Raw genomic sequence first — 17,498 nt, 5'->3', positions numbered from 1 at the left:
CGGTCGCATGAGGACAACCGTCCCGGCCGCCCTGCCCCGGCCGCGCATTGTGGTGGTCCTCCTGGCCGGACGCGGCGCATACCGGCTCGCCGTGTACGCCGCGGGACTGATCCTGCTGGCCGTGTGGGGTCCGGACGAGTTCGCCGCGTACGCGGGACCTGTCGGCGCGCTCGCCTGGTACACCGTGGCGGTGTCCAGCGGACCGGAGAAGGCCGCGCTGACCCTGATCGCGCGGCCCGGCGGCGCACACCTGCACCGGCTGATGCGCGCCATCGCGGTCACCGGGCTCGCCGTGCCGCTGGCCGGATGGCTGCTGCTGGTCGTGGCCGGCGCGGGGGACACGGCGGTCCGCTACGCCACCGCGGCCACCGCCGCCGGCGGGATCGGCTGCGCCACGGTCCTCGTCGCGCTGTACCGGCTGCGGGGTGCCCCGCTGGTCGACGGCGCGGCGTACCTCGCCGTCGCGGCGGCGTACGCGGTCGCGGTCACGCTGGCGCTGGCCGGAGCAGGCGCCACCCAGGTCCTCGCCGCGCTGGCCGCCGCCGGCATCGCGGTGAACGTCGCGCTGCTCGTCGGCCTCGTCCGCGGCGACCGGAGCACGCCCGCGCCCCCCGGGGACACGCCCGGTCCCGGAGCAGGTGCGGACACCGCACGGGAGCCGGCGACGGAGCACCTGGACCCGGCCCCGCACGGCGGTACGGCCCGACGTGCCGACTCGGCTGCGGGTCACGGGGACGCGGTCGCCTCCGACGTACCGGCGCTGCCACGCCGGGTCGCGCTGCGCGCCGCGGCGCTGCTCGGCGTGGCCGAACTGCTGGGCACGGCCGGCGCGTCGGCCCTGTACGCCGCCCTGGCCGCCCTGGGGGACGCCACCGAGATCAGCCTCTTCTACGTGCTGGCAGTGGTCACGTCGGTGGTGTCCACCGGGTGGGGTTACCTGCTGCGCCTCGTCCAACCCGCCGTCGCGGACCGCTACGAACGGGCCGGCGAGCTGGCCGGCTGGCGGTCCGCCCGGCGGACGCTCGGCGCGACCATGGCGTTCGGGCTGCCTGCAGCGGTCGCGCTGACCGCCGCCTGCACCGCCGGGGCGGGACCGGACCTGGTCTATCCGGCGATCGCCGTGGAGATCGTGCTGTTCGGCGCGAACGCCGTGTCGGCGCTGCTTCTGGAGGTCAGCGGCGCGCGGGGTCGACGCTGGTCGGCGCAGGCGGCGGCGGCACAGTTCGCCGTCGTCGCCGGGGCCGGTTGGCTGCTCGTGCCGGTCACGGGCGCTCTCGGCGGCGTCGCCGCGCTGGTCGCCGGCGAGCTGGTCCGGGCGGCCCTGCTGTGGCTCGCCGCCGGCCGGGCGGTCAGGAGGTGAGGACCGGGTGGTCACGGGCTCCACTGTCCGGCGGGGCGCCGCCGGTACCGGCGGCGGCCCGGACCGGGTCAGCTGGGAACGTCCACCCGGCACCACACCTCGGCGTCCGCCAGGAACGCGCTGGATGATGTCGTCGGCTCGTGGGTCACCTGTGGTGACCCCGCCACGGCGACCCCGTCGACGGTCAGCCGCCCTTCGGCGCACGGCACGTACACGGTGGAGAGCAGGTTCGGGGTGCCGCCGAGGTCGAACTCGGGCACCCGGATCAGCCGCCGGTCGAGCGGCTCGTCGATCTCCACGACGACATCGGCCGCCTGTGCGCGGACACCCCGGGCCAGGTCGTAGTCGAGACGGACTGCGGTGTGCGTCACCGCCGGTGTGCCCCACGGCAGGCCCGCGACCTCCGGAAAATGCCTGGTGAACTCGTCGGTCAGCCACTGGCCGAGTTCCGGTCGTGGGGTCAGGATCCGGACCTCGCCCGCCTGCCACACCACGATCGCATGCCCCGGGCCCCGTTCGGACCAGTCCACCCGCCACACCGACGCGAACGCGGTGCGCTCGCCGGCGGCGTCGAACAGGGTGAGTCCGGGGTTGGCACCGATCAGGCGTACCGACATCGTCATCCCTACCCCGCCACGAACCCGTCCGGACCGTGAACCTATCAGTGCTACCCGGGCGTGGGAACGAAGCCGGGACGGCGGATGACCCGACACTGAGGCGCAGTGCCTCCCGCACCGCAAGGGCCGTCGCCGCGGTGGGTGGGCCGGAGAGGCATCCTCGTCGGGCGGTCGTCGCTGGCATCCTGTATCGACTCCCGGAGTGTGCGGGCGGCCGACACCGTCCACCGCGACACCCCCGGCTACGAAAGCGGGAAGATTGGGGCACTCGCCCGCCTCACCGTCCTACGCACACGAGATGCAGTGGCGGGCGAACGGCCGCACGGCGAGTCGTTCCGCACCGATCGGTTGCTGGCAGCGCTCGCAGCGCCCGTAGGTCTCCGCCTCCAGCCTGAGCAGGGCGTCGTCGACCTCGGCGATCCGCGCCCGCGTCGCGGCGAGCAGCGCGATCAGCTGGGCGCGTTCGAAGCCGACGGTGGCACCCTCGGGATCGTGTTCGTCGTCGGCGTTCGAATCCCGCGATGCCGTGAACAGCGCCTCCAGATCCCGCGCCAGCGTCGCTGCCTCGGACTCCGCACCCGCCCGTAACCGCAGCAGCTCCTCCCGGATCATCGTCACAGTTTAGTACCGGAGGGGCACACCAGCGGCTGATCCCGTTGGCCGGAGCGGCCGCTCCCGGCCATCGACGGCCCGGTCAGGATGCCTGGCGGGGTGCGGCGACGACGGCGACGTGCTCCATCGGGAGCGCGCCGGTCCGCTCGACGTCCAATCCGGCGCGGCCGAGTAGCTCGGTGACGTGGTGGAGGCTCCGGTGCGCCCCGCCGGTGATCATCAGCAGGTGCAGATCCCACAGGGCCGGCAGCACGGACGGGTCCTCGTCGACGACGAAGCGGTCGAGGACCAGCAGCCGCGCCGTCGGGCCGGACATCGCCCGGCGACAGTTGTCGAAGGCCTGGACGACCGCGTCGTCGTCCCAACCGGCCAGCGCGCGGGACAGGATGTAGACGTCGCCGCCCGTCGGCACGCTGGTGAACATGTCGCCGCCGACGAGGGTGACCCGGTGGAGCCCGACGGTGGCGGCCAGGTGTTCGCCGGCCCTGGGCATCATGTGCTCGCGGTCGAACAGCACGCCCTTGGCGTCGGGTGTGGCCGCGAGGAGCGTGGAGAGCAGCTGCCCGCCGCCACCACCGACGTCCACGATGGTCTTGCCGCCGGTGAAGTCGAAGGCGGCCGGCACCTCATGGAAGAACATGTTGCCGGCGTTCATGGTGGCCTGGAACCGGCGGGCGGTGTCCGGGTCCCCGCTCAGGTAGTCGTAGAAGGAGCTGCCGTAGGCGGCCTCGAAGCCGGAGTTGACCGTGCCGATCGCGCGATGGGCGTGCCCCCACGCGGCGTAGTACTCCTCGCCGTGCAGCAGGCACATGTCGCGCATCGACGGTGAGTCGGAACGCAGCGCCTCGCTGATCGAGGTGCTGCGGTAGCCGCTCGTCTCGCTACCGTTGAACACGCGCATCGCCACCATGAGTCGCATGAGACGACGTATCCCCGCTGCGGAAGCGCCGCTTGCCGCGGCCAGTTCGTCGCTGGTGGTCCGGCCGGCGGCGACGTGATCCGGTAATCCGAGCTTGACCGCGGTGTAGAGAGCCTGTGCCTTCCACCCGCCGGTCATGACATCGACAATGTCCCGAGTGGCCTGTAGGTCGATTGCCATTCTTCCTCCGCCCGCACTGCCCTTCGCGACGACGGTGGCAACCGTACCCCGTAGGGAACTGCCGAGGAAGGGCTTTGGTGTCACGGACGCGCTCCGTTCGGCCAATGACCGGAGTGCGACAAAATTGATGTACAACAACGGTGGTTCCCGGCGTGCGTCGTGGCGAACCGCCGTTGTTGTATTGACGGGTTGCTCGCGGACGACGGGTTAGGGTGCGCACGACATACCCAGCTCACCGAAGGGGAGGGCCACCAAGCGTGTCCCAGCAGAGCACCGTCACAACGGATGGCCGAGACGACGGAACGGACGACAGCGTCGAGACCCTGTTCGAATTGCCCGCACCGTCCTTCACCACCCCGCGCGCCGACCCACGGCCGCAGCCGGGTGCGGCGGCACCGGACGCCGGCCCGCTGGCGACCCGGATGCGACCCCGCACGATCGACGAGATCGTCGGTCAGGCTCACCTGCTGCGTCCCGGTGCCCCGTTACGCCGACTGCTCGAGGGCGCAGGCGCGGCCTCGGTGCTGCTCTACGGCCCGCCCGGCACCGGAAAGACCACGATCGCCCGGCTGCTGGCCACCGCCGGCACCCGCCAGTTCGTCGCCCTCTCGGCGCTGTCCAGCGGCGTCAAGGAGGTGCGCGACGTGATGGTCGAGGCCCGCCGCCGGCTCGACCGGCAGCACCGGCAGACCGTGCTGTTCATCGACGAGGTGCACCGCTTCTCCAAGACGCAGCAGGACGCGCTGCTCGGTGCGGTCGAGGACCGGCTGGTGCTGCTGGTCGCCGCCACCACCGAGAACCCGTCGTTCTCGGTGGTGGCCCCGCTGCTGTCGCGCCTGCTGGTGCTGCAACTGCGCTCGTTGGGCGACACCGACGTCCGTGACCTGCTGCGTCGCGCCGCAGCGGATCCACGGGGCCTCGGCGGCGCGGTCACGCCGTCGGCCGAGGCCGAAGCCGCGCTGGTGCGGCTGGCCGCCGGTGACGCCCGCAGCGCGCTGACCGCGTTGGAGGCCGCCGCCGACGGGGTGCTGGCGACCGATGGCACCGAGATCGACGTGCCGGCCGTGGAACGGGCCGTCGCGGAGACGACCGTGCGATACGACCGGCAGGGCGACCAGCACTACGACGTCATCAGCGCCTTCATCAAGTCGATCCGTGGTTCGGACCCCGACGCCGCGTTGCACTATCTGGCCCGGATGCTGGTGGCCGGGGAGGACCCGCGGTTCGTCGCGCGGCGGCTCATCGTGCACGCCAGCGAGGACGTCGGTCTGGCCGATCCCACGGCCCTGCACGCGGCCGTCGCCGCGGCGCAGGCGGTGCAGTTGATCGGCATGCCCGAGGCGCGTCTCGCGCTGACGCAGGCCACTCTGCACCTCGCGATGGCGCCGAAGTCCAACGCGGTGATCGAGAGCATCGACGCGGCGATGTCGGACGTGCGCAGGGGTGCCGTGGACGACGTCCCCGCCCACCTGCGCTATGGGCGCTACAAGGGTGCCGCGGAACTCGGCAACGCGATCGGTTACCGCTATCCGCACAAGGTTCCGGACGGGGTGCTGGAACAGCAGTATCCGCCGGACGGTCTGGTGGGAAAGAACTACTACCACCCGAGTCGGCACGGTGGTGAGCGCACCCTTCGTGATCGACTCGCAGACCTCCGGCGCGTGATTCGTGGCGGCTGACACATAACACAGTGGACGGTCGATGCAAAAGAGTCGGGCGGGTGGTCGGATCGGCATTTTCGGTATGGCATTCGAACCGCTGTGTCGAGGGTCTCCAAGGGTAGTGTCGGGTGGGTCGACCAAGTATCAGGATGCGGATTGTGCGGCACCGCCATACGAGGGACCGGGATGCCAATGCATAGATTGGTGACAATCGGAGTCTACGATTTCGATCTCGAATCATTCCTGCTACGCCTGCGCGCCGCGGACGTCAGGCTGCTGTTCGACGTGCGCCAGCGCCGCGGGGTCCGGGGGCCCGACTACGCCTGGGCGAACGCGCGCCGGCTGCAGGAGGCCCTCGCCGGTGCGGGCATCGCCTACGAGCACCACCGCGAGTTGGCCCCGACCACCGAACACCGCCATCTGCAGTACGCCGAGGACGACCGCCAGGGCGTCGGTAAGCGGTCCCGCCGGGAGTTGGCTGCCGAGTACGTGCGCCGCTACACCGCCGAGGTCCTCGACCTCGCCGACCTGGTGCCGCTGCTCGCGGCGCTACCGACGCGGGGGCGGGCGGCGCTGTTCTGCGTCGAGCGCGATGCGGTGGCCTGTCACCGGTCGCTGATCGCCCGGCGGCTCACCGAGCAGCACGACGTGTCGGTCGAGCATTTGACCCCGGCATGACCGGCCTGACCCCGACGGGCGGGACCCGGCCCCGGATCGCGGTGTTCGCCGGGCCGACGGCGACCATCCTGAACACCCCCGACCTGGTCACGTCGAACAAGGCCCGGATCCGGCACGGCCTCGCACCCCGGCCGGGCCGGTTCGACGCACTGCGTCCGCAGCGGCTGGCGGCGCCGGTCACGGCGTACGTCGAGGCGTACAGCGCGCATCCACTCGAACGCGACGCGGCACACCTGTACGCGCCGCCGGACGGCTGGCTCGACACCGACGGCGCGTTCCACACCGCGCAGCCGGCCGGCGACGCCACCCCGGTGTTCGTCGTGGAGCTGCACCCCGACGACGGGCTGTACCCCCTGCCATACCTGGCGCGGCAGCGTGACGGTTCAGCGTGGGAGCAGGCCGCGACCACGCCGTACGCGCCACCGGAGGCGGCCCGGCAGACGTTCTACCCGGACGCTAGCCGCCTCTACGAGGAGATCGAACGGTTCGGGCTGGGCGATCACGGCACACCTGTCGAGTTCGGTTCGATCGCCGACTTCGACTTCTTCCGCGCGGCCCCGTCGGGTGGCTACACCACCGGTCCGGACGGGGAGCGGCTCGGCCGTGACTTCTTCGTCTACTACCCCTACCACCTGCAGAGTGAGCCGCACCTGGGTGACCTCGCCGGGGCGACCAACCAGGTCCAGGCCGTCCTCGCCGCGGGTGAGCACGACGGCGTGCAGTGGCTCGAGGGCAGCCCGACCGTGGACGAGACCCTCTACTGGCTCGGCCTGCTGATCGACACGACGGTTCCCCTCGTCGGCCACGCCGCCCAGCGGCGGCACCACTCGCTGAGCGCCGACGGCGACCGCAACGTGGTGGACGGAGTGAAGTACATCGCCTCCGGTGTCGCCCTCGACGCGCAGGGTGTCGACCGGGTCGGCGCCTGCGTGATCGTCGACGAACTCGTCTACACCGCCCGCGACGTGACCAAGGTCGACGCTCGACCGGGCGGATACGAAGTCACCGGCGGCCACGGGGGAATCGTCGCCGACCTGGGCGGGTACGGCCCCCCGCAGCTCACCTACCTGCCGACGCGTCGGCAGACCGCGCGCTCGCAGCTGCGCCTCACCGTGCTGCCGAAGGAGGTGAACGGCGTCGCCGGCTCGTTGGAGTCGGGCGTCACCCTGCTCGGTGTCGCGACGAGGGACGGGGACGGGCTGATCCCGGACGCCATGCCCAGGGTGACGATCACCAAGTACAGCCGCTACGCGGCGGAACCGGGCGGCGATCCCCGGGTGGGCGACGAGGTGGAGATCCTGGCCCGGATCCGGGCCAATCTCGCCGCCGCCCCGCTCGCCGGTTTCGTCTGCGAGGGCATGTCGCCGTTCGGGATGGCGGACCCGGCGAAGAACTCGGCGCTCGGGGTGGCCATCTTCGCGGGGATGCCGGTGGTTCGCACCGGCCGTGGCAACACCGGTGGCATGGCGTACCGGACGGATCCGACGTTCATCGTCGGCAACAACCTGACCGCGACCAAGGCCCGGTTGCTGCTGATGGCTGCCCTGCTCAAGTACGGCGCGTTGCCGCCGGCCGCGGACCCGTTCCGGCCCACCCACGCCGAGCGTGCGGTGACCGAGCAGGCGGTCGCCCGCTACCAGGCGTTGTTCGACACGCATTGACCTCGACGATCCCCGGCTGGAGAGAACCTGTGGGCACCTACGAGTACGTGGTGGCGGACGTCTTCACGGAGACGGCGTTGGAGGGCAACCCGGTCGCGGTCTTCCTGGACGCGGCAGCCCTGTCCGCCGAGCGGATGCAGCAGATCGCGAACGAGATGCACCTGTCGGAGACCGTCTTCGTGCTGCCTCCGCGCCGGGACGGTGACGTGCGGGTCCGCATCTTCACCCCCGTCAACGAGCTGCCGTTCGCCGGGCACCCGACCCTGGGCACGGCGATCGTACTCAGCGAGTTGAAGCCGGTCGGGGAGATCCGGATGGAGACGGCCATGGGCACGGTGACGTTCGACATCGAGCGGTCCACCCGGGACGGGCGCGGCTCGGCGAGTTCGTGGCAGCCCATCCCCACCTGGGGGCGCTACGACCGGGCCGAGGAGTTGCTCGCCGGGCTGGGTGTCCCCGCCACCGACGCCGTCCTGCCGGTGGAGGTCTACGACAACGGGCCGAGGCATGTGTTCGTCGGTCTGCCGGGCGTACCCGAGTTGTCCGCGCTGGAGCCCGACCAGCGGGTCCTGGCCCGGCTGCCCGACATGGCCGCCAACTGCTTCGCGGGTTCCGACACGCAGTGGCGGCTGCGCATGTTCTCGCCCGCCTACGGCGTCGTCGAGGACGCCGCCACCGGTTCGGCGGCCGGGTCGTTGGCGGTGCATCTGGCGCGACACGGCCTGATCCCCTTCGGTGAGTGGATCGAGGTCCTGCAGGGCGTCGAGATCGGTCGCCCGTCGACGATGCGGGCCCGGGCCACCGGTGCACCGGACCGGATCGAAACGGTCCAGGTCTCCGGGTCCGCGGTCGTGGTGGCCCGCGCGACGCTTTACACGTGAGCCCCGGGCGGTCCCGCCGACGTGCGGTACGCCGGCAGACCGAGGTGGGCCCGCCCGCTGACAGCGGGCGGGCCCACCTCGGGGGGCTAGCGTGCCGGATCCGCCAGGTGTGGCCGGTCAGCCCTTCGGCCGGGTGATGTTGACCATCCAGAAGATCCCGAACTGGTCGATGAACGAGCCGGCCTCGTCGCCCCACACCTGTGTGTTGAGCGGCATCGTCACCGTGCCCCCGACCGACAGCCGCTGGAAGTAGCCGCGCAACGCGGGATCGTCGCCGCCGAGATAGAGGGCGACGTTGTTGCCCGGGTGGAACGGCACCCGCTCGGGGACGTCCCAGGCCATCAGGGTGAAACCGTCCGGGGTGGTGAGCACCGCGTGCATGATCTTGTCGGCGGCCATCACGTCGGACGCGCCGTACTCGGTGAACGTGCCGATCTCCAACTCACCGCCGAGGATCTCACGGTAGAACTCCAGTGCCTCCCGGGCGTTGCCGTTGAAGGCGATGTACGGATTGAGCCGAGCGGTCATCTGCTGCTCCTAGGTGGGGATTCCGCCGCGGTCGATCGTCGGCACCTCGATGCCCAGCGCCCGGAGCTGCTGGAACGGGTTCATGAATTCCCGCTGGCGGCGGATCTTTCCATCGTCCAACTCGAACGAGTGGATGAAGTGGTTGCGGTAGTGCCCGGGCGGGTACGCCGGGTAGAGGATCTGACCCTCGCCGTCGCACTCGACCCAGAACCGGTTCGGGTCCTGCGTCTCGAAGATCTCGACGTTCGTCCACTCCCAGTCGGGGAACATCCGCAGCGACCACTCCCCGTGCGCCCGGAGCAGTTCGTGGCCCTGAGAGGCGACCGGCTGGCCGGTGTCGGTGGTCCACAGGCCGGCGCTGCCGTCCTCGGTGAACAGCAGGTAGCGGGTCAGCCGGTTCTCGCCCTTGCGGCTCATGTAGTCGGTGACGGTCGCGCGGTTGCGGGCCCGCAGGTCCACCTGGTCGGTGAACCCCGGAAGCTGGGTCTCGGTCGTCAACGGAAGTCCCTTCTCAGCCGGTGGCGGTCAGGTCAGAACCGAAGCTCGGGGCGGTAGATGTCCAGCCAGGTGCTCAGGTCGAGCACCCGCTCCATGCCGTTGCGGATCTCGATCGGCAGGGCGCCCGACTCACGGGTGATGCCCTCCAGGTAGGCGCGGTCGACCAGGTTGAACACCGGGTCGTCGGTGGCGAGCAGGTCCCTGCACTGCTGCAACAGGGCGCTCGTGTACATCGGGTCGAGCGTGGCCGGATACGGGGCCTTCACCCGGTCGAGAACCGAACGGGGGAGCAGGTCGGCGGTCGCGGCCCGCAGCAGGCTCTTCTCCCGCCCGTCGAACGTCTTCATCGACCACGGGGTGTTGTAGACGTACTCGACCAGCCGGTGGTCGCAGAACGGCACCCGGACCTCCAGACCGACGGCCATGCTGACCCGGTCCTTGCGTTCGAGCAGCATCCGGACGAAGCGGGTCAGGTGCAGGTGGCACATCTCGCGCATCCGGAACTCGTGGTCGCTCTCGCCGTCGACCCGCTCGATCTCGGTGAGCGCCTCGGCGTACCGGTCCCGGATGTAGCTGGGCAGGTCGAGGGCGGCCGTGATGTCGGCGTTGAACCGGTCCGACACCTGGGCCTTCGCGCCGCTGACGAACACCGCCATCCAGGGGAACGTCGCCGCGGCCTGGGCCTCCGGTTGGAAGAACCACCGGTAGCCGCCGAAGACCTCGTCGGCGGACTCCCCGGACAGGGCCACCGTGGAGTGCTGACGGATCGCCTGGAACAGCAGGTACAGCGAGGTGTCCATGTCGCCGAGGCTGAGCGGACTGTCCCGGGCGGTGATCACCGCCCGTCGGACCGCGGGGTCGGCGATGTCCCGGTGGTCGAGGACCACCGACTCGTGCAGCGAGCCGACGTGCGCGCCCACCTCCCGCGCGTACGGGGCGTCGGTGGTGGCGCGCAGCTCGTCGGCGACGAAGTCGTCCTCGCGTCCGGTGAAGTCCACCGCGAAGCTGCGCACCTTCTCACCGCGTTCGCCGAGCTTGGCGGCGGCGAGGGCGGTGATCGCGCTGGAGTCGAGCCCGCCGGACAGCAGGGTGCAGCGCGGCACGTCGGAGACCAGTTGGCGTTCCACCACGTCCCTGAGCAACGAGCGGACGTTGGTGATGGTGGTCGGCAGGTCGTCGGTGTGCGGGCGGCTCGGCAGCGTCCAGTAGCGGTGCTCGCGCAGCCCGGCACGGTCGACGGTGACGACCCCGCCGGGCAGCACCTCGTTCATCCCGCACCAGACGGCGCTGCCGGGCGTCTGGGTGAAGCTGACCAGTTCCCGGATCCCCGCCAGGTCGACGGCACGTTCGGCCAGCGGGTTGGCGAGGATCGCCTTGGGCTCGGAACCGAAGAGCACCCCGTCGTCGGTGCGGTAGTAGTAGAGCGGCTTGACGCCGAGCCGGTCCCGGATCAGCACCAGCTTCTCGACCCGGGAGTCCCACACGGCGAAGGCGTACATGCCGTTGAGCCGTTCGGCGACCGCCTCGCCCCATTCCAGGTAGCCGTGCAGCACCACCTCGGTGTCGCTGCGGGTCCGGAAGCGGTGACCGCGGCGTCGCAGTTCGCCGCGCAGCTCCCCGAAGTTGTACGCCTCGCCGCTGTAGGTGATCGTCACCGTGCCGTCGTCGGTCTGCACCGCCATCGGCTGGGTGCCGCCGTCGACGTCGATCACGGCGAGCCTGCGGTGACCGAGCCCGGCGTGCCGGTCCAGCTGGACACCGGATGCGTCCGGACCCCGGCAGGCCATGGTCGCCGTCATCGCGTCCAGGTCGGCCTGGTGTCGCGTGAGATCCCGATCGTACGAGACCCAGCCTGCAATTCCACACATCTCGTCTACCTGTTCCTCTCGAGCGAACTGTCCGGGTGGTCAGGGTTGAAGGCGACCGGACCGCCACCCGGTGCCGTCGCGGTCGAAGCGCAGCCGACGGTGCAACCGGCCCGGGTCGGACTCCCAGAACTCGACCGAATCCGGCTCCAGCAGGTAGGCCAGCCAGGCATCCGGGCGGGGCAACGGCAGGCCCCCGTCGCCGAGCCGCCGCGCCTGCTCGCGCAACGCCTCCTCGTCGGTGAGGGGTGCGCTCTGCTGCGACGCCACCGACATCGGGTGGGTGGCGACCGGCCGGGCCGTCCACAGGGCGTCGGCCTCGTCGGCTCCCAGCGGGCCGGTCGGCCCGCTGACGACCACCTGGCGGGCCACCTCCCGCCAGTAGAGGACACCCGACGCCCAACGGTTCGCCGCCAACTCCCGGCCCTTGCGACTGCCGGAGTGGGTGGCGAACAGCAGTCCGCTGTCGCGCACGGCGAGGACCTGCACCATCCGGGTCGACGGGCGACCGTCGGCGTCGGCGGTCGCCAGCGCCAGCGCGCCGGGCTCGCGGACGGCGTCCGCCCGCGCCGCGTCCAGCCAGCTCCGCAGCAGCCCCATCGGCTCGTCGGGCGGGGTGGCGAAGACATCGACGCCCAGCTGCTGTGCCGACGTACTCACGACGGGTTCCGGACCGGTCCGAATGCCAGCCCACGGTCGTCGGACGGGCCGGCGTGCAGCCCTTCCACGATGGCCTCCACCTCGGTCATCATCCGCACGGTGGGCGGGTATCCGATCAGCTCGGTGGCCCGGTTCGGCGGCAGCGGCGCGGTCAGGTCGGCGGTGGCGTCCCACAGCATGACCGCGCCCCAGCGGTTGGTCTCCCGGTCGGAGATCCAGAACTTGAGCCGCATTCCGTGCACCCGCTCCCACGGCTGCACGCCCTCCTCGCGCAGGTAGTGGCGCAGTGAGTCGATGGTCTGGGTGGACCCGGCGAGGTCCCACCAGGAGACGGCGGCCTTCATGCGTTCATGACCTCCTCGATGTGTGTCAGCGATGCCAGCAGGTCGCCCAGCACGCGTTCGCCGTCCTGGGTGAGGACCGACTCCGGGTGGAACTGCACCGAGCTGAAGTGGGCTCCGCGTAGGGCGTGCACCTCACCGGTGGTGGGGTCGTGGCTGACGCGCACCTCGCCCGCCCTGGGACTGTGGAACTGCTCCATCCGCGCGTACGCGACGAAGGAGTTGTAGAAGCCGACCCGTGCCGGGGTGCCGAACAGCTCGATCTCACGTTGGACGCCCTGGTTGGGGATGTCCCGCCGCCGTAGCGGCAGGCCGAGGTGCCGGCACAGCAGCTGGTGGCTCAGGCACACCGCCAGGAACGGGGTACGCCGGGCGAGGAGCTGGTCGATCGCCTCGGTGAGGTGGCTCATCCGTGGATCGGCGGTGTCGCGCGGGTCACCCGGGCCGGGGCCGAGGACGACGAGGTCGTGGGCGTCGAACCCGGGGCGGGTGTCGGCCCGGGCCACCTGCACCGCCAGGCCGAGTGCCCGTAGCTGGTGGGCCAGCATCGCGCTGAAGGCGTCCTCGGCATCGACGATCAGGGCTCGGCGGCCGGCCAGGGCGGGCTGCGGCCGCCTGCGGGTCTGCGCGTCGCTGAGCCAGAAGCTCGCGATCGCCGTGTTGCGGCGGTCGAGCGCCTGTCGGATCAGTGGGTGCCCGTCGAGGCGTTCGCCGATGCCCAACGCGGAGAGCACCCCGGCGGCCTTGGCGTGGGTCTCGGCGACCTCGGCGTCGGGATCGGAGTGCCGGACGAGCGTGGCACCGACACCGACCTCGACGCGGGCGCTGTCGTCGGTCTGCGAGGGACGGATGTCGGCGGTGCGGATCATGATGGCGGCGTCCATGGTCCGTGCGCCACCGGCGTCCCGGCCGATCAGGGCCGCGATGCCGCCGTAGTAGCCGCGGCCGTGCGGTTCGTAGCGGGCGATCACCCGGAAGGCGTTCTCCAACGGGCTGCCCGTCACGGTCGGGGCGAACATGGTCTCCCGGAGGATGTCGCGGGGGTCCAGGCTGCTGGGGCCCTCGATGTTGTACTCGGTGTGCGCGAGCCAGGCCATCTGCCGCAGGAACGGGCCGACCACCCGGCCCCCGCTGTCGCACACCCGGGCCATCATCTTGAGTTCCTCGTCGAGGACCATGTACAGCTCGTCGGTCTCCTTGCCGTCGGTGAGGAAGTCGAGAACCTCCGCCAGGACCGGTCCGGTCCTCGGGTAGCGGTAGGTCCCGCTGATCGGGGTCATCGCCGCCACGCCGCCACGCAGGCTGACGTGCCGTTCCGGGGTGGCGCCCACGAACGTCCGGGTGCCGGTGTGCACGAGGAAGGTCCAGTAGGCGCCGGTCTCCCGGGCGAGCAGCCGGCGGAACAGGCTCAGCGCCGTGCGCGGGGAGTACCCCGTGACGGTGGTGACGTACGACCGCTTGATGACGAAGTTCGCGCCGGCACCGGTGCTGATCTCGTTGGCGAGTACCGCACGTACCGTGTCGGCGTAGCTGCCGTCATCGGTGTCGAAGCCGCCGTTGGTGAGGCTGATCGGGTCGTCCGGGAGGTGTTCGAACGCTTCAGCCCTGGTCATCGAGCCCTGTTCGGTCACCGACAGAGTGATCAGCGGTGACCCGTCCATGACGGCGGTGAATCCCCGCTCGGTGATCTGCTGGTGGGGCACCAGCACCAGCGTCTCGTGTAGCGTCTCGTCGCCCGGCCCGGCCTGGTGGATCGGGGCGTCGGGGAGTGGGACGTCGGCGAGCCGCGCGACGGTGCTGATCCGGCCGGACAGGATCTCCACCCGGTCGCCGCCCACCGACTCGGGGCGGTGCAGCAGGGCGAATGCCTCCCGGCCGGGATCGACTAGCTGTCGGAGCAGGCGGGCCGCGTTCACGGGAAGACCTCCTCCGTGGTGGTGACCACCGCGCAACGCGTGGCCGCATAGTCGAGCGTCAACTGGTGGTGGTCGGCGGAGAAGTCACCGATGGCGTCGGCGACGAGGAAGGGCTGGATGTCGTTGGTGAACGCGTCGAGGGCGGTGGCCAGCACTCCGACGTGCCCGTAGACCCCGCAGACGATGAGCTGGTCGCGACCCTGCCGGCGTAGCCGGGTCAGCAGGTCCGAACGGTGGAACGCGCTGTAGCGCCACTTGGTGAGCACGTGGTCCGCCGGTCCGGGCGCGAGTTCGGTGACGATCTCCCGGTCGCCGGGTTGCCCGCTCATCCCGGGACCCCAGATGTCCTTGAGCAGGCCGCGCTCCTGCTCGGTCATGCCTCCGGGCTGGGCCGTGTAATAGGTCGGCACGCGGAGTTCGCCGCACCGCTGGCGTAACCGGACGCAGTTGCGGACCAGCGCCCCGCGTACCGACGGGTCGAACGGGCCGAGGAAGTAACGCTGCATGTCGTGGACGAGCAGCGCTGCCCGGCTGGCATCGGGAGTCCACTGCGCGATGCTGACGGGCAGGTCGCCCGTGGTCGGAAGCGGGTAGGCGGCGATCGGTGTCAGGCCCGGCACGGTTTCTCCTCAGCCCGGTTCGTCAGGGGTGACGTCCGCCAGGCGGAGACCACGGTCTGCGCCTGGCGGGGATTGAGCCGCGGGTCGCAGAGCGAGGTGTACCGCAGGCGGGCCGGCTCGCTGCTGTGCCCGTCGTCAAGGCACTCGGTCACGTCGTCGGGGGTCGTCTCGAGGTGTACGCCGCCCGCGACCCCACCTTCGGCGTGTACCGCGATCTGGAACGCGGTGACCTCCCGGAGGATGGTCGACAGGATGCGCGTCTTACGTCCGGTGGCTGCGGTGACGGTGTTGCCGTGCAGGGGATCGACCAGCCAGACCACCGGGTGCCCGGCCGCGCGTACGGCCCGCACGAGCGGCGGTAGCCGGTCGGCGACCACGTCGGCGCCCAGTCGGGCGATCAGGGTGAGGCGTCCCGGTTCCCGTAGCGGATCGAGCCGTGCGCACAGCGCGAGCAGGTCGACGACCGTCATCGTCGGCCCGACCTTGCACGCGACCGGGTTCACCACCTGGGCGAGGAGGGCGACGTGGGCACCGTCGAGCTGCCGGGTCCGCTCACCGATCCACGGCCAGTGGGTGGAGGTGAGCGCGACCCGGCCGGCGCGGTCACGGCGCAGCATCGGCACCTCGTAGTCGAGCAGCAGTGCCTCGTGGCTGGTCCAGACGGGCGCCCCGGCGGCACGGACGGTCCCGAGTTCGCTGAGGGTCCGTCTCGCCGACCGGTATCCCGCGAGCAGCCGCTGCGGGTCGGGCCGGCGTGCCGGGCGGGTCGCCGCAGGATCGTTGACCAGGTGGCCGCGGTAGACGGGCAGGTCGACGCCGTCGACCTGTTCGGTGGGCCTCGACCGTGGCTTGGCGTACTGGCCGGCGATGCGGCCCACCCGGACGACGGGTCGGCCGGTGGCGGCGCTCATGGTGGCGGCGAGGGCGTCGAGCAGGTCCACCTTGCGCCTGACGTGTTCCGCGGTGCATTCCGCAGGGTCCTCGGCACAGTCACCGGCCTGCAGTACCTGGGCGTGCCCGGCGGCGACGTCGGCGAGTGAACTCTGGAACGTGGGAAGTGACTCCGCCTCGATGAGTGGAGGAAGGCTCGCCAGGACGTCGCGGATTTGCGCGACCTGCGCCGGGTCTTCCCATTCAGGTTGCTGCTCGGCGGCCTCGACCGGTGGAACATCGAGTGAGATGGCGTTCACACTCTCTCCCAACCTCGGACATCTCGGCATTCGCTGGTTACTTCGGGTGTGGCCCGTAGCCGATTAGGCTGGCTAATCGGCTACGGGCTCACTTACCGACGTGCGGTGGAGTGCGTGAGGGGGACGTGGTCAGTGGATGGGCAGATCAGCTGTGCGGCGGGTAGGGATTGTCCTGGATGTAGAGCCAGGTGCCGTTCAGTTGCTGGCGGACGATGTCGCAAAAGTTCCCCGAGAAGCTCACCCGGGTGCCGTCGGGCCCGTCCTGTTCGAGTGTGTAGGTGCCCATCACGGACGCTGAACGGCCAATCACCTTGTTTCCGACGCGTGTTCCGCCGGCCTCCACGATCTGGAGCGGGCTGACCTGGAGGATCGGGTCTGATTCGAACCACTCGACGTAGAATGCGCGAATGGCGGCATGCCCGCGAATGACCGATCCGTCCCAGTCGATGATGGCTGCCTCGCGCTCCTGAAGCGCGACGATCCCGTCCACGTCCTTCGCCACGATCCGCTGACCGAGGAGGTTGATCAGCTCGGCGGGGCTCTGGGCGCCGGCCTGGAGGGCGGCGGTGTTGGTGGCGGGGGTCGGTACGGCGGTGGTGGTCGGCGCGACGAATCCGGGCACGCGGGCATGCGCCCGGTGGTCGATGGAGTGATTCGCGTGTGTCTGCTGGGGATTGTTCGTGTCGGTTTGGCCATAGGCGGAGTTGGCCCCGAAGAGCGTGCCGGCGGCCAGCAGGATGCCGCCGGCGGCGACAATGGGTATCGTGCGCTTGATTTCGTGCATGACTGTCTCCCCCTAATTGGAAGTGGTTACTAGGGTTTGAGTCGCTCATCTGACCGTCATTTACGGGCGCGTTTCATGGTCCCCGGTTTGTCGTTCCGGCGGCCTGATGGCATTGATACAACAGCCCGCATCTGGCTCTGTCAAGACACATTAAGCTCGGGCGGCGACAATATTTCAACATCATGAATCGCTTGGTGGGACGTTGTGCTGCTGACTCGTGCTTACTACCAGCCAAAACGCGAACCCTCGATTTTCTCCTTCCGGAAGGATGCCCCCAAAACGCGCCGGCCGAAGTTGGCGACTACAGTTGCGGATCTTGGACTCGTGGTGGCCTCACGGCGTTTTGCGAATTCCGTCGCGCAGGTGATGTCACGTGTCGTGAACCGGGCATAAATACCGGATGACGACAGCCGGGCTGGAACTCAAATGAGAGTGATGGTCCGATTCGGACGGTGCCGCCGGTGTGCTGCCACGGCCTGGATCCCCGCCCCTGCCACCGCCCGAGGGGCCGACCGGTACCCGGCCGG

At 70.5% G+C, this 17,498-nt stretch carries 17 protein-coding genes; 5 read left to right on the top strand and 12 right to left on the bottom strand.

Annotation, left to right across the window (positions count from 1 at the left end):
• Positions 1–7: 7 nt before the first annotated feature.
• Entirely contained in the window at positions 8–1,360 is a 1,353-nt protein-coding gene (locus tag ACQP2H_RS20110) for a hypothetical protein (RefSeq protein ID WP_433228478.1), read from the top strand.
• 68 nt (positions 1,361–1,428) lie between these two features.
• On the opposite strand, the gene ACQP2H_RS20105 is transcribed toward ACQP2H_RS20110, so the two are convergent.
• The 3 genes from ACQP2H_RS20105 to ACQP2H_RS20095 form a co-directional block, all read right to left on the bottom strand.
• The gene (locus ACQP2H_RS20105) at positions 1,429–1,977 is read right to left on the bottom strand and encodes a hypothetical protein (protein WP_357537492.1); all 549 of its coding nucleotides are present in this window, start codon (positions 1,975–1,977) and stop codon (positions 1,429–1,431) included.
• Between the two features lie 285 nt (positions 1,978–2,262).
• A complete protein-coding gene (locus ACQP2H_RS20100; RefSeq protein ID WP_208569987.1) occupies positions 2,263–2,589 on the bottom strand; it encodes a TraR/DksA family transcriptional regulator in 327 nt (108 codons plus the stop codon).
• A gap of 82 nt (positions 2,590–2,671) precedes the next feature.
• Positions 2,672–3,646, bottom strand: a complete 975-nt coding sequence (locus ACQP2H_RS20095; protein ID WP_357537546.1) for a methyltransferase — start codon at positions 3,644–3,646, stop codon at positions 2,672–2,674.
• A 464-nt stretch (positions 3,647–4,110) separates the two neighbouring features.
• Here ACQP2H_RS20095 and ACQP2H_RS20090 point away from each other — a divergent pair, with 464 nt between their 5' ends.
• From ACQP2H_RS20090 to ACQP2H_RS20075, 4 genes are all read left to right on the top strand, one after another.
• Entirely contained in the window at positions 4,111–5,367 is a 1,257-nt protein-coding gene (locus tag ACQP2H_RS20090; RefSeq protein ID WP_363823995.1) for a replication-associated recombination protein A, read from the top strand.
• 186 nt (positions 5,368–5,553) lie between these two features.
• Positions 5,554–6,027: a DUF488 domain-containing protein gene (locus tag ACQP2H_RS20085; protein WP_308290839.1), complete on the top strand. Its 474-nt coding sequence runs from the start codon at positions 5,554–5,556 to the stop codon at positions 6,025–6,027.
• On the top strand, positions 6,024–7,688 hold the full coding sequence (locus ACQP2H_RS20080) for an asparaginase domain-containing protein (RefSeq protein WP_219463449.1): 1,665 nt from the start codon (positions 6,024–6,026) through the stop codon (positions 7,686–7,688). Before ACQP2H_RS20085 ends, ACQP2H_RS20080 begins: the two co-directional genes overlap by 4 nt.
• 29 nt (positions 7,689–7,717) lie before the next feature.
• Complete coding sequence (locus ACQP2H_RS20075; protein ID WP_307799765.1) at positions 7,718–8,569, top strand: PhzF family phenazine biosynthesis protein; 852 nt, start codon at positions 7,718–7,720, stop codon at positions 8,567–8,569.
• Between the two features lie 117 nt (positions 8,570–8,686).
• Here the strand turns inward: ACQP2H_RS20075 and ACQP2H_RS20070 are convergent, their stop codons facing one another.
• The 9 genes from ACQP2H_RS20070 to ACQP2H_RS20030 all read right to left on the bottom strand — a co-directional run bounded on the left by ACQP2H_RS20070 (position 8,687) and on the right by ACQP2H_RS20030 (position 16,971).
• Complete coding sequence (locus ACQP2H_RS20070; protein WP_219463448.1) at positions 8,687–9,097, bottom strand: VOC family protein; 411 nt, start codon at positions 9,095–9,097, stop codon at positions 8,687–8,689.
• A gap of 9 nt (positions 9,098–9,106) precedes the next feature.
• Positions 9,107–9,595 carry a PhzA/PhzB family protein gene (locus ACQP2H_RS20065; RefSeq protein WP_219463446.1) on the bottom strand — a complete coding sequence of 163 codons (489 nt, stop codon included), beginning with the start codon at positions 9,593–9,595 and terminating at the stop codon, positions 9,107–9,109.
• Between the two features lie 32 nt (positions 9,596–9,627).
• Positions 9,628–11,463 (bottom strand): asparagine synthase (glutamine-hydrolyzing), encoded by a 1,836-nt coding sequence (gene asnB, locus ACQP2H_RS20060; protein WP_219463443.1) that lies wholly within the window; start codon positions 11,461–11,463, stop codon positions 9,628–9,630.
• Positions 11,464–11,502: 39 nt separating this feature from the next.
• On the bottom strand, positions 11,503–12,120 hold the full coding sequence (phzG, locus tag ACQP2H_RS20055) for a phenazine biosynthesis FMN-dependent oxidase PhzG (protein WP_219463441.1): 618 nt from the start codon (positions 12,118–12,120) through the stop codon (positions 11,503–11,505).
• Positions 12,117–12,464, bottom strand: a complete 348-nt coding sequence (locus tag ACQP2H_RS20050; RefSeq protein WP_219463439.1) for a hypothetical protein — start codon at positions 12,462–12,464, stop codon at positions 12,117–12,119. Before ACQP2H_RS20050 ends, phzG begins: the two co-directional genes overlap by 4 nt.
• Positions 12,461–14,377 (bottom strand): anthranilate synthase family protein, encoded by a 1,917-nt coding sequence (locus ACQP2H_RS20045; RefSeq protein ID WP_219463438.1) that lies wholly within the window; start codon positions 14,375–14,377, stop codon positions 12,461–12,463. The genes ACQP2H_RS20050 and ACQP2H_RS20045 overlap by 4 nt, the downstream gene beginning before the upstream one ends.
• The gene (locus ACQP2H_RS20040; protein ID WP_219463436.1) at positions 14,374–14,997 is read right to left on the bottom strand and encodes an isochorismatase family protein; all 624 of its coding nucleotides are present in this window, start codon (positions 14,995–14,997) and stop codon (positions 14,374–14,376) included. Before ACQP2H_RS20040 ends, ACQP2H_RS20045 begins: the two co-directional genes overlap by 4 nt.
• Positions 14,985–16,187, bottom strand: coding sequence for a 3-deoxy-7-phosphoheptulonate synthase (locus tag ACQP2H_RS20035; RefSeq protein ID WP_308290838.1), 1,203 nt, complete (start codon positions 16,185–16,187; stop codon positions 14,985–14,987). The genes ACQP2H_RS20040 and ACQP2H_RS20035 overlap by 13 nt, the downstream gene beginning before the upstream one ends.
• Before the next feature lie 145 nt (positions 16,188–16,332).
• Positions 16,333–16,971, bottom strand: a complete 639-nt coding sequence (locus tag ACQP2H_RS20030) for a YybH family protein (protein ID WP_357537485.1) — start codon at positions 16,969–16,971, stop codon at positions 16,333–16,335.
• Positions 16,972–17,498: the final 527 nt, after the last annotated feature.

This window comes from Micromonospora sp. CA-248260, assembly GCF_050942205.1.
In the GTDB taxonomy this organism is placed as follows: domain Bacteria; phylum Actinomycetota; class Actinomycetes; order Mycobacteriales; family Micromonosporaceae; genus Micromonospora; species Micromonospora antibiotica.
The sequence above is the reverse complement of the archived record's forward strand: the minus strand, read 5'-3'. Positions and strand labels throughout refer to the sequence as shown.

Excerpts from the sequence above, each read along its gene's own strand:
- ACQP2H_RS20110 (WP_433228478.1), top strand. The coding sequence starts at position 8 with ATGAGGACAACCGTCCCGGCCGCCCTGCCCCGGCCGCGCATTGTGGTG.
- ACQP2H_RS20105 (WP_357537492.1), bottom strand. The coding sequence starts at position 1,977 with ATGTCGGTACGCCTGATCGGTGCCAACCCCGGACTCACCCTGTTCGAC.
- ACQP2H_RS20100 (WP_208569987.1), bottom strand. The coding sequence starts at position 2,589 with ATGATCCGGGAGGAGCTGCTGCGGTTACGGGCGGGTGCGGAGTCCGAG.
- ACQP2H_RS20095 (WP_357537546.1), bottom strand. The coding sequence starts at position 3,646 with ATGACCGGCGGGTGGAAGGCACAGGCTCTCTACACCGCGGTCAAGCTC.
- ACQP2H_RS20090 (WP_363823995.1), top strand. The coding sequence starts at position 4,111 with ATGCGACCCCGCACGATCGACGAGATCGTCGGTCAGGCTCACCTGCTG.
- ACQP2H_RS20080 (WP_219463449.1), top strand. The coding sequence starts at position 6,024 with ATGACCGGCCTGACCCCGACGGGCGGGACCCGGCCCCGGATCGCGGTG.
- ACQP2H_RS20070 (WP_219463448.1), bottom strand. The coding sequence starts at position 9,097 with ATGACCGCTCGGCTCAATCCGTACATCGCCTTCAACGGCAACGCCCGG.
- asnB (WP_219463443.1), bottom strand. The coding sequence starts at position 11,463 with ATGTGTGGAATTGCAGGCTGGGTCTCGTACGATCGGGATCTCACGCGA.
- ACQP2H_RS20050 (WP_219463439.1), bottom strand. The coding sequence starts at position 12,464 with ATGAAGGCCGCCGTCTCCTGGTGGGACCTCGCCGGGTCCACCCAGACC.
- ACQP2H_RS20030 (WP_357537485.1), bottom strand. The coding sequence starts at position 16,971 with ATGCACGAAATCAAGCGCACGATACCCATTGTCGCCGCCGGCGGCATC.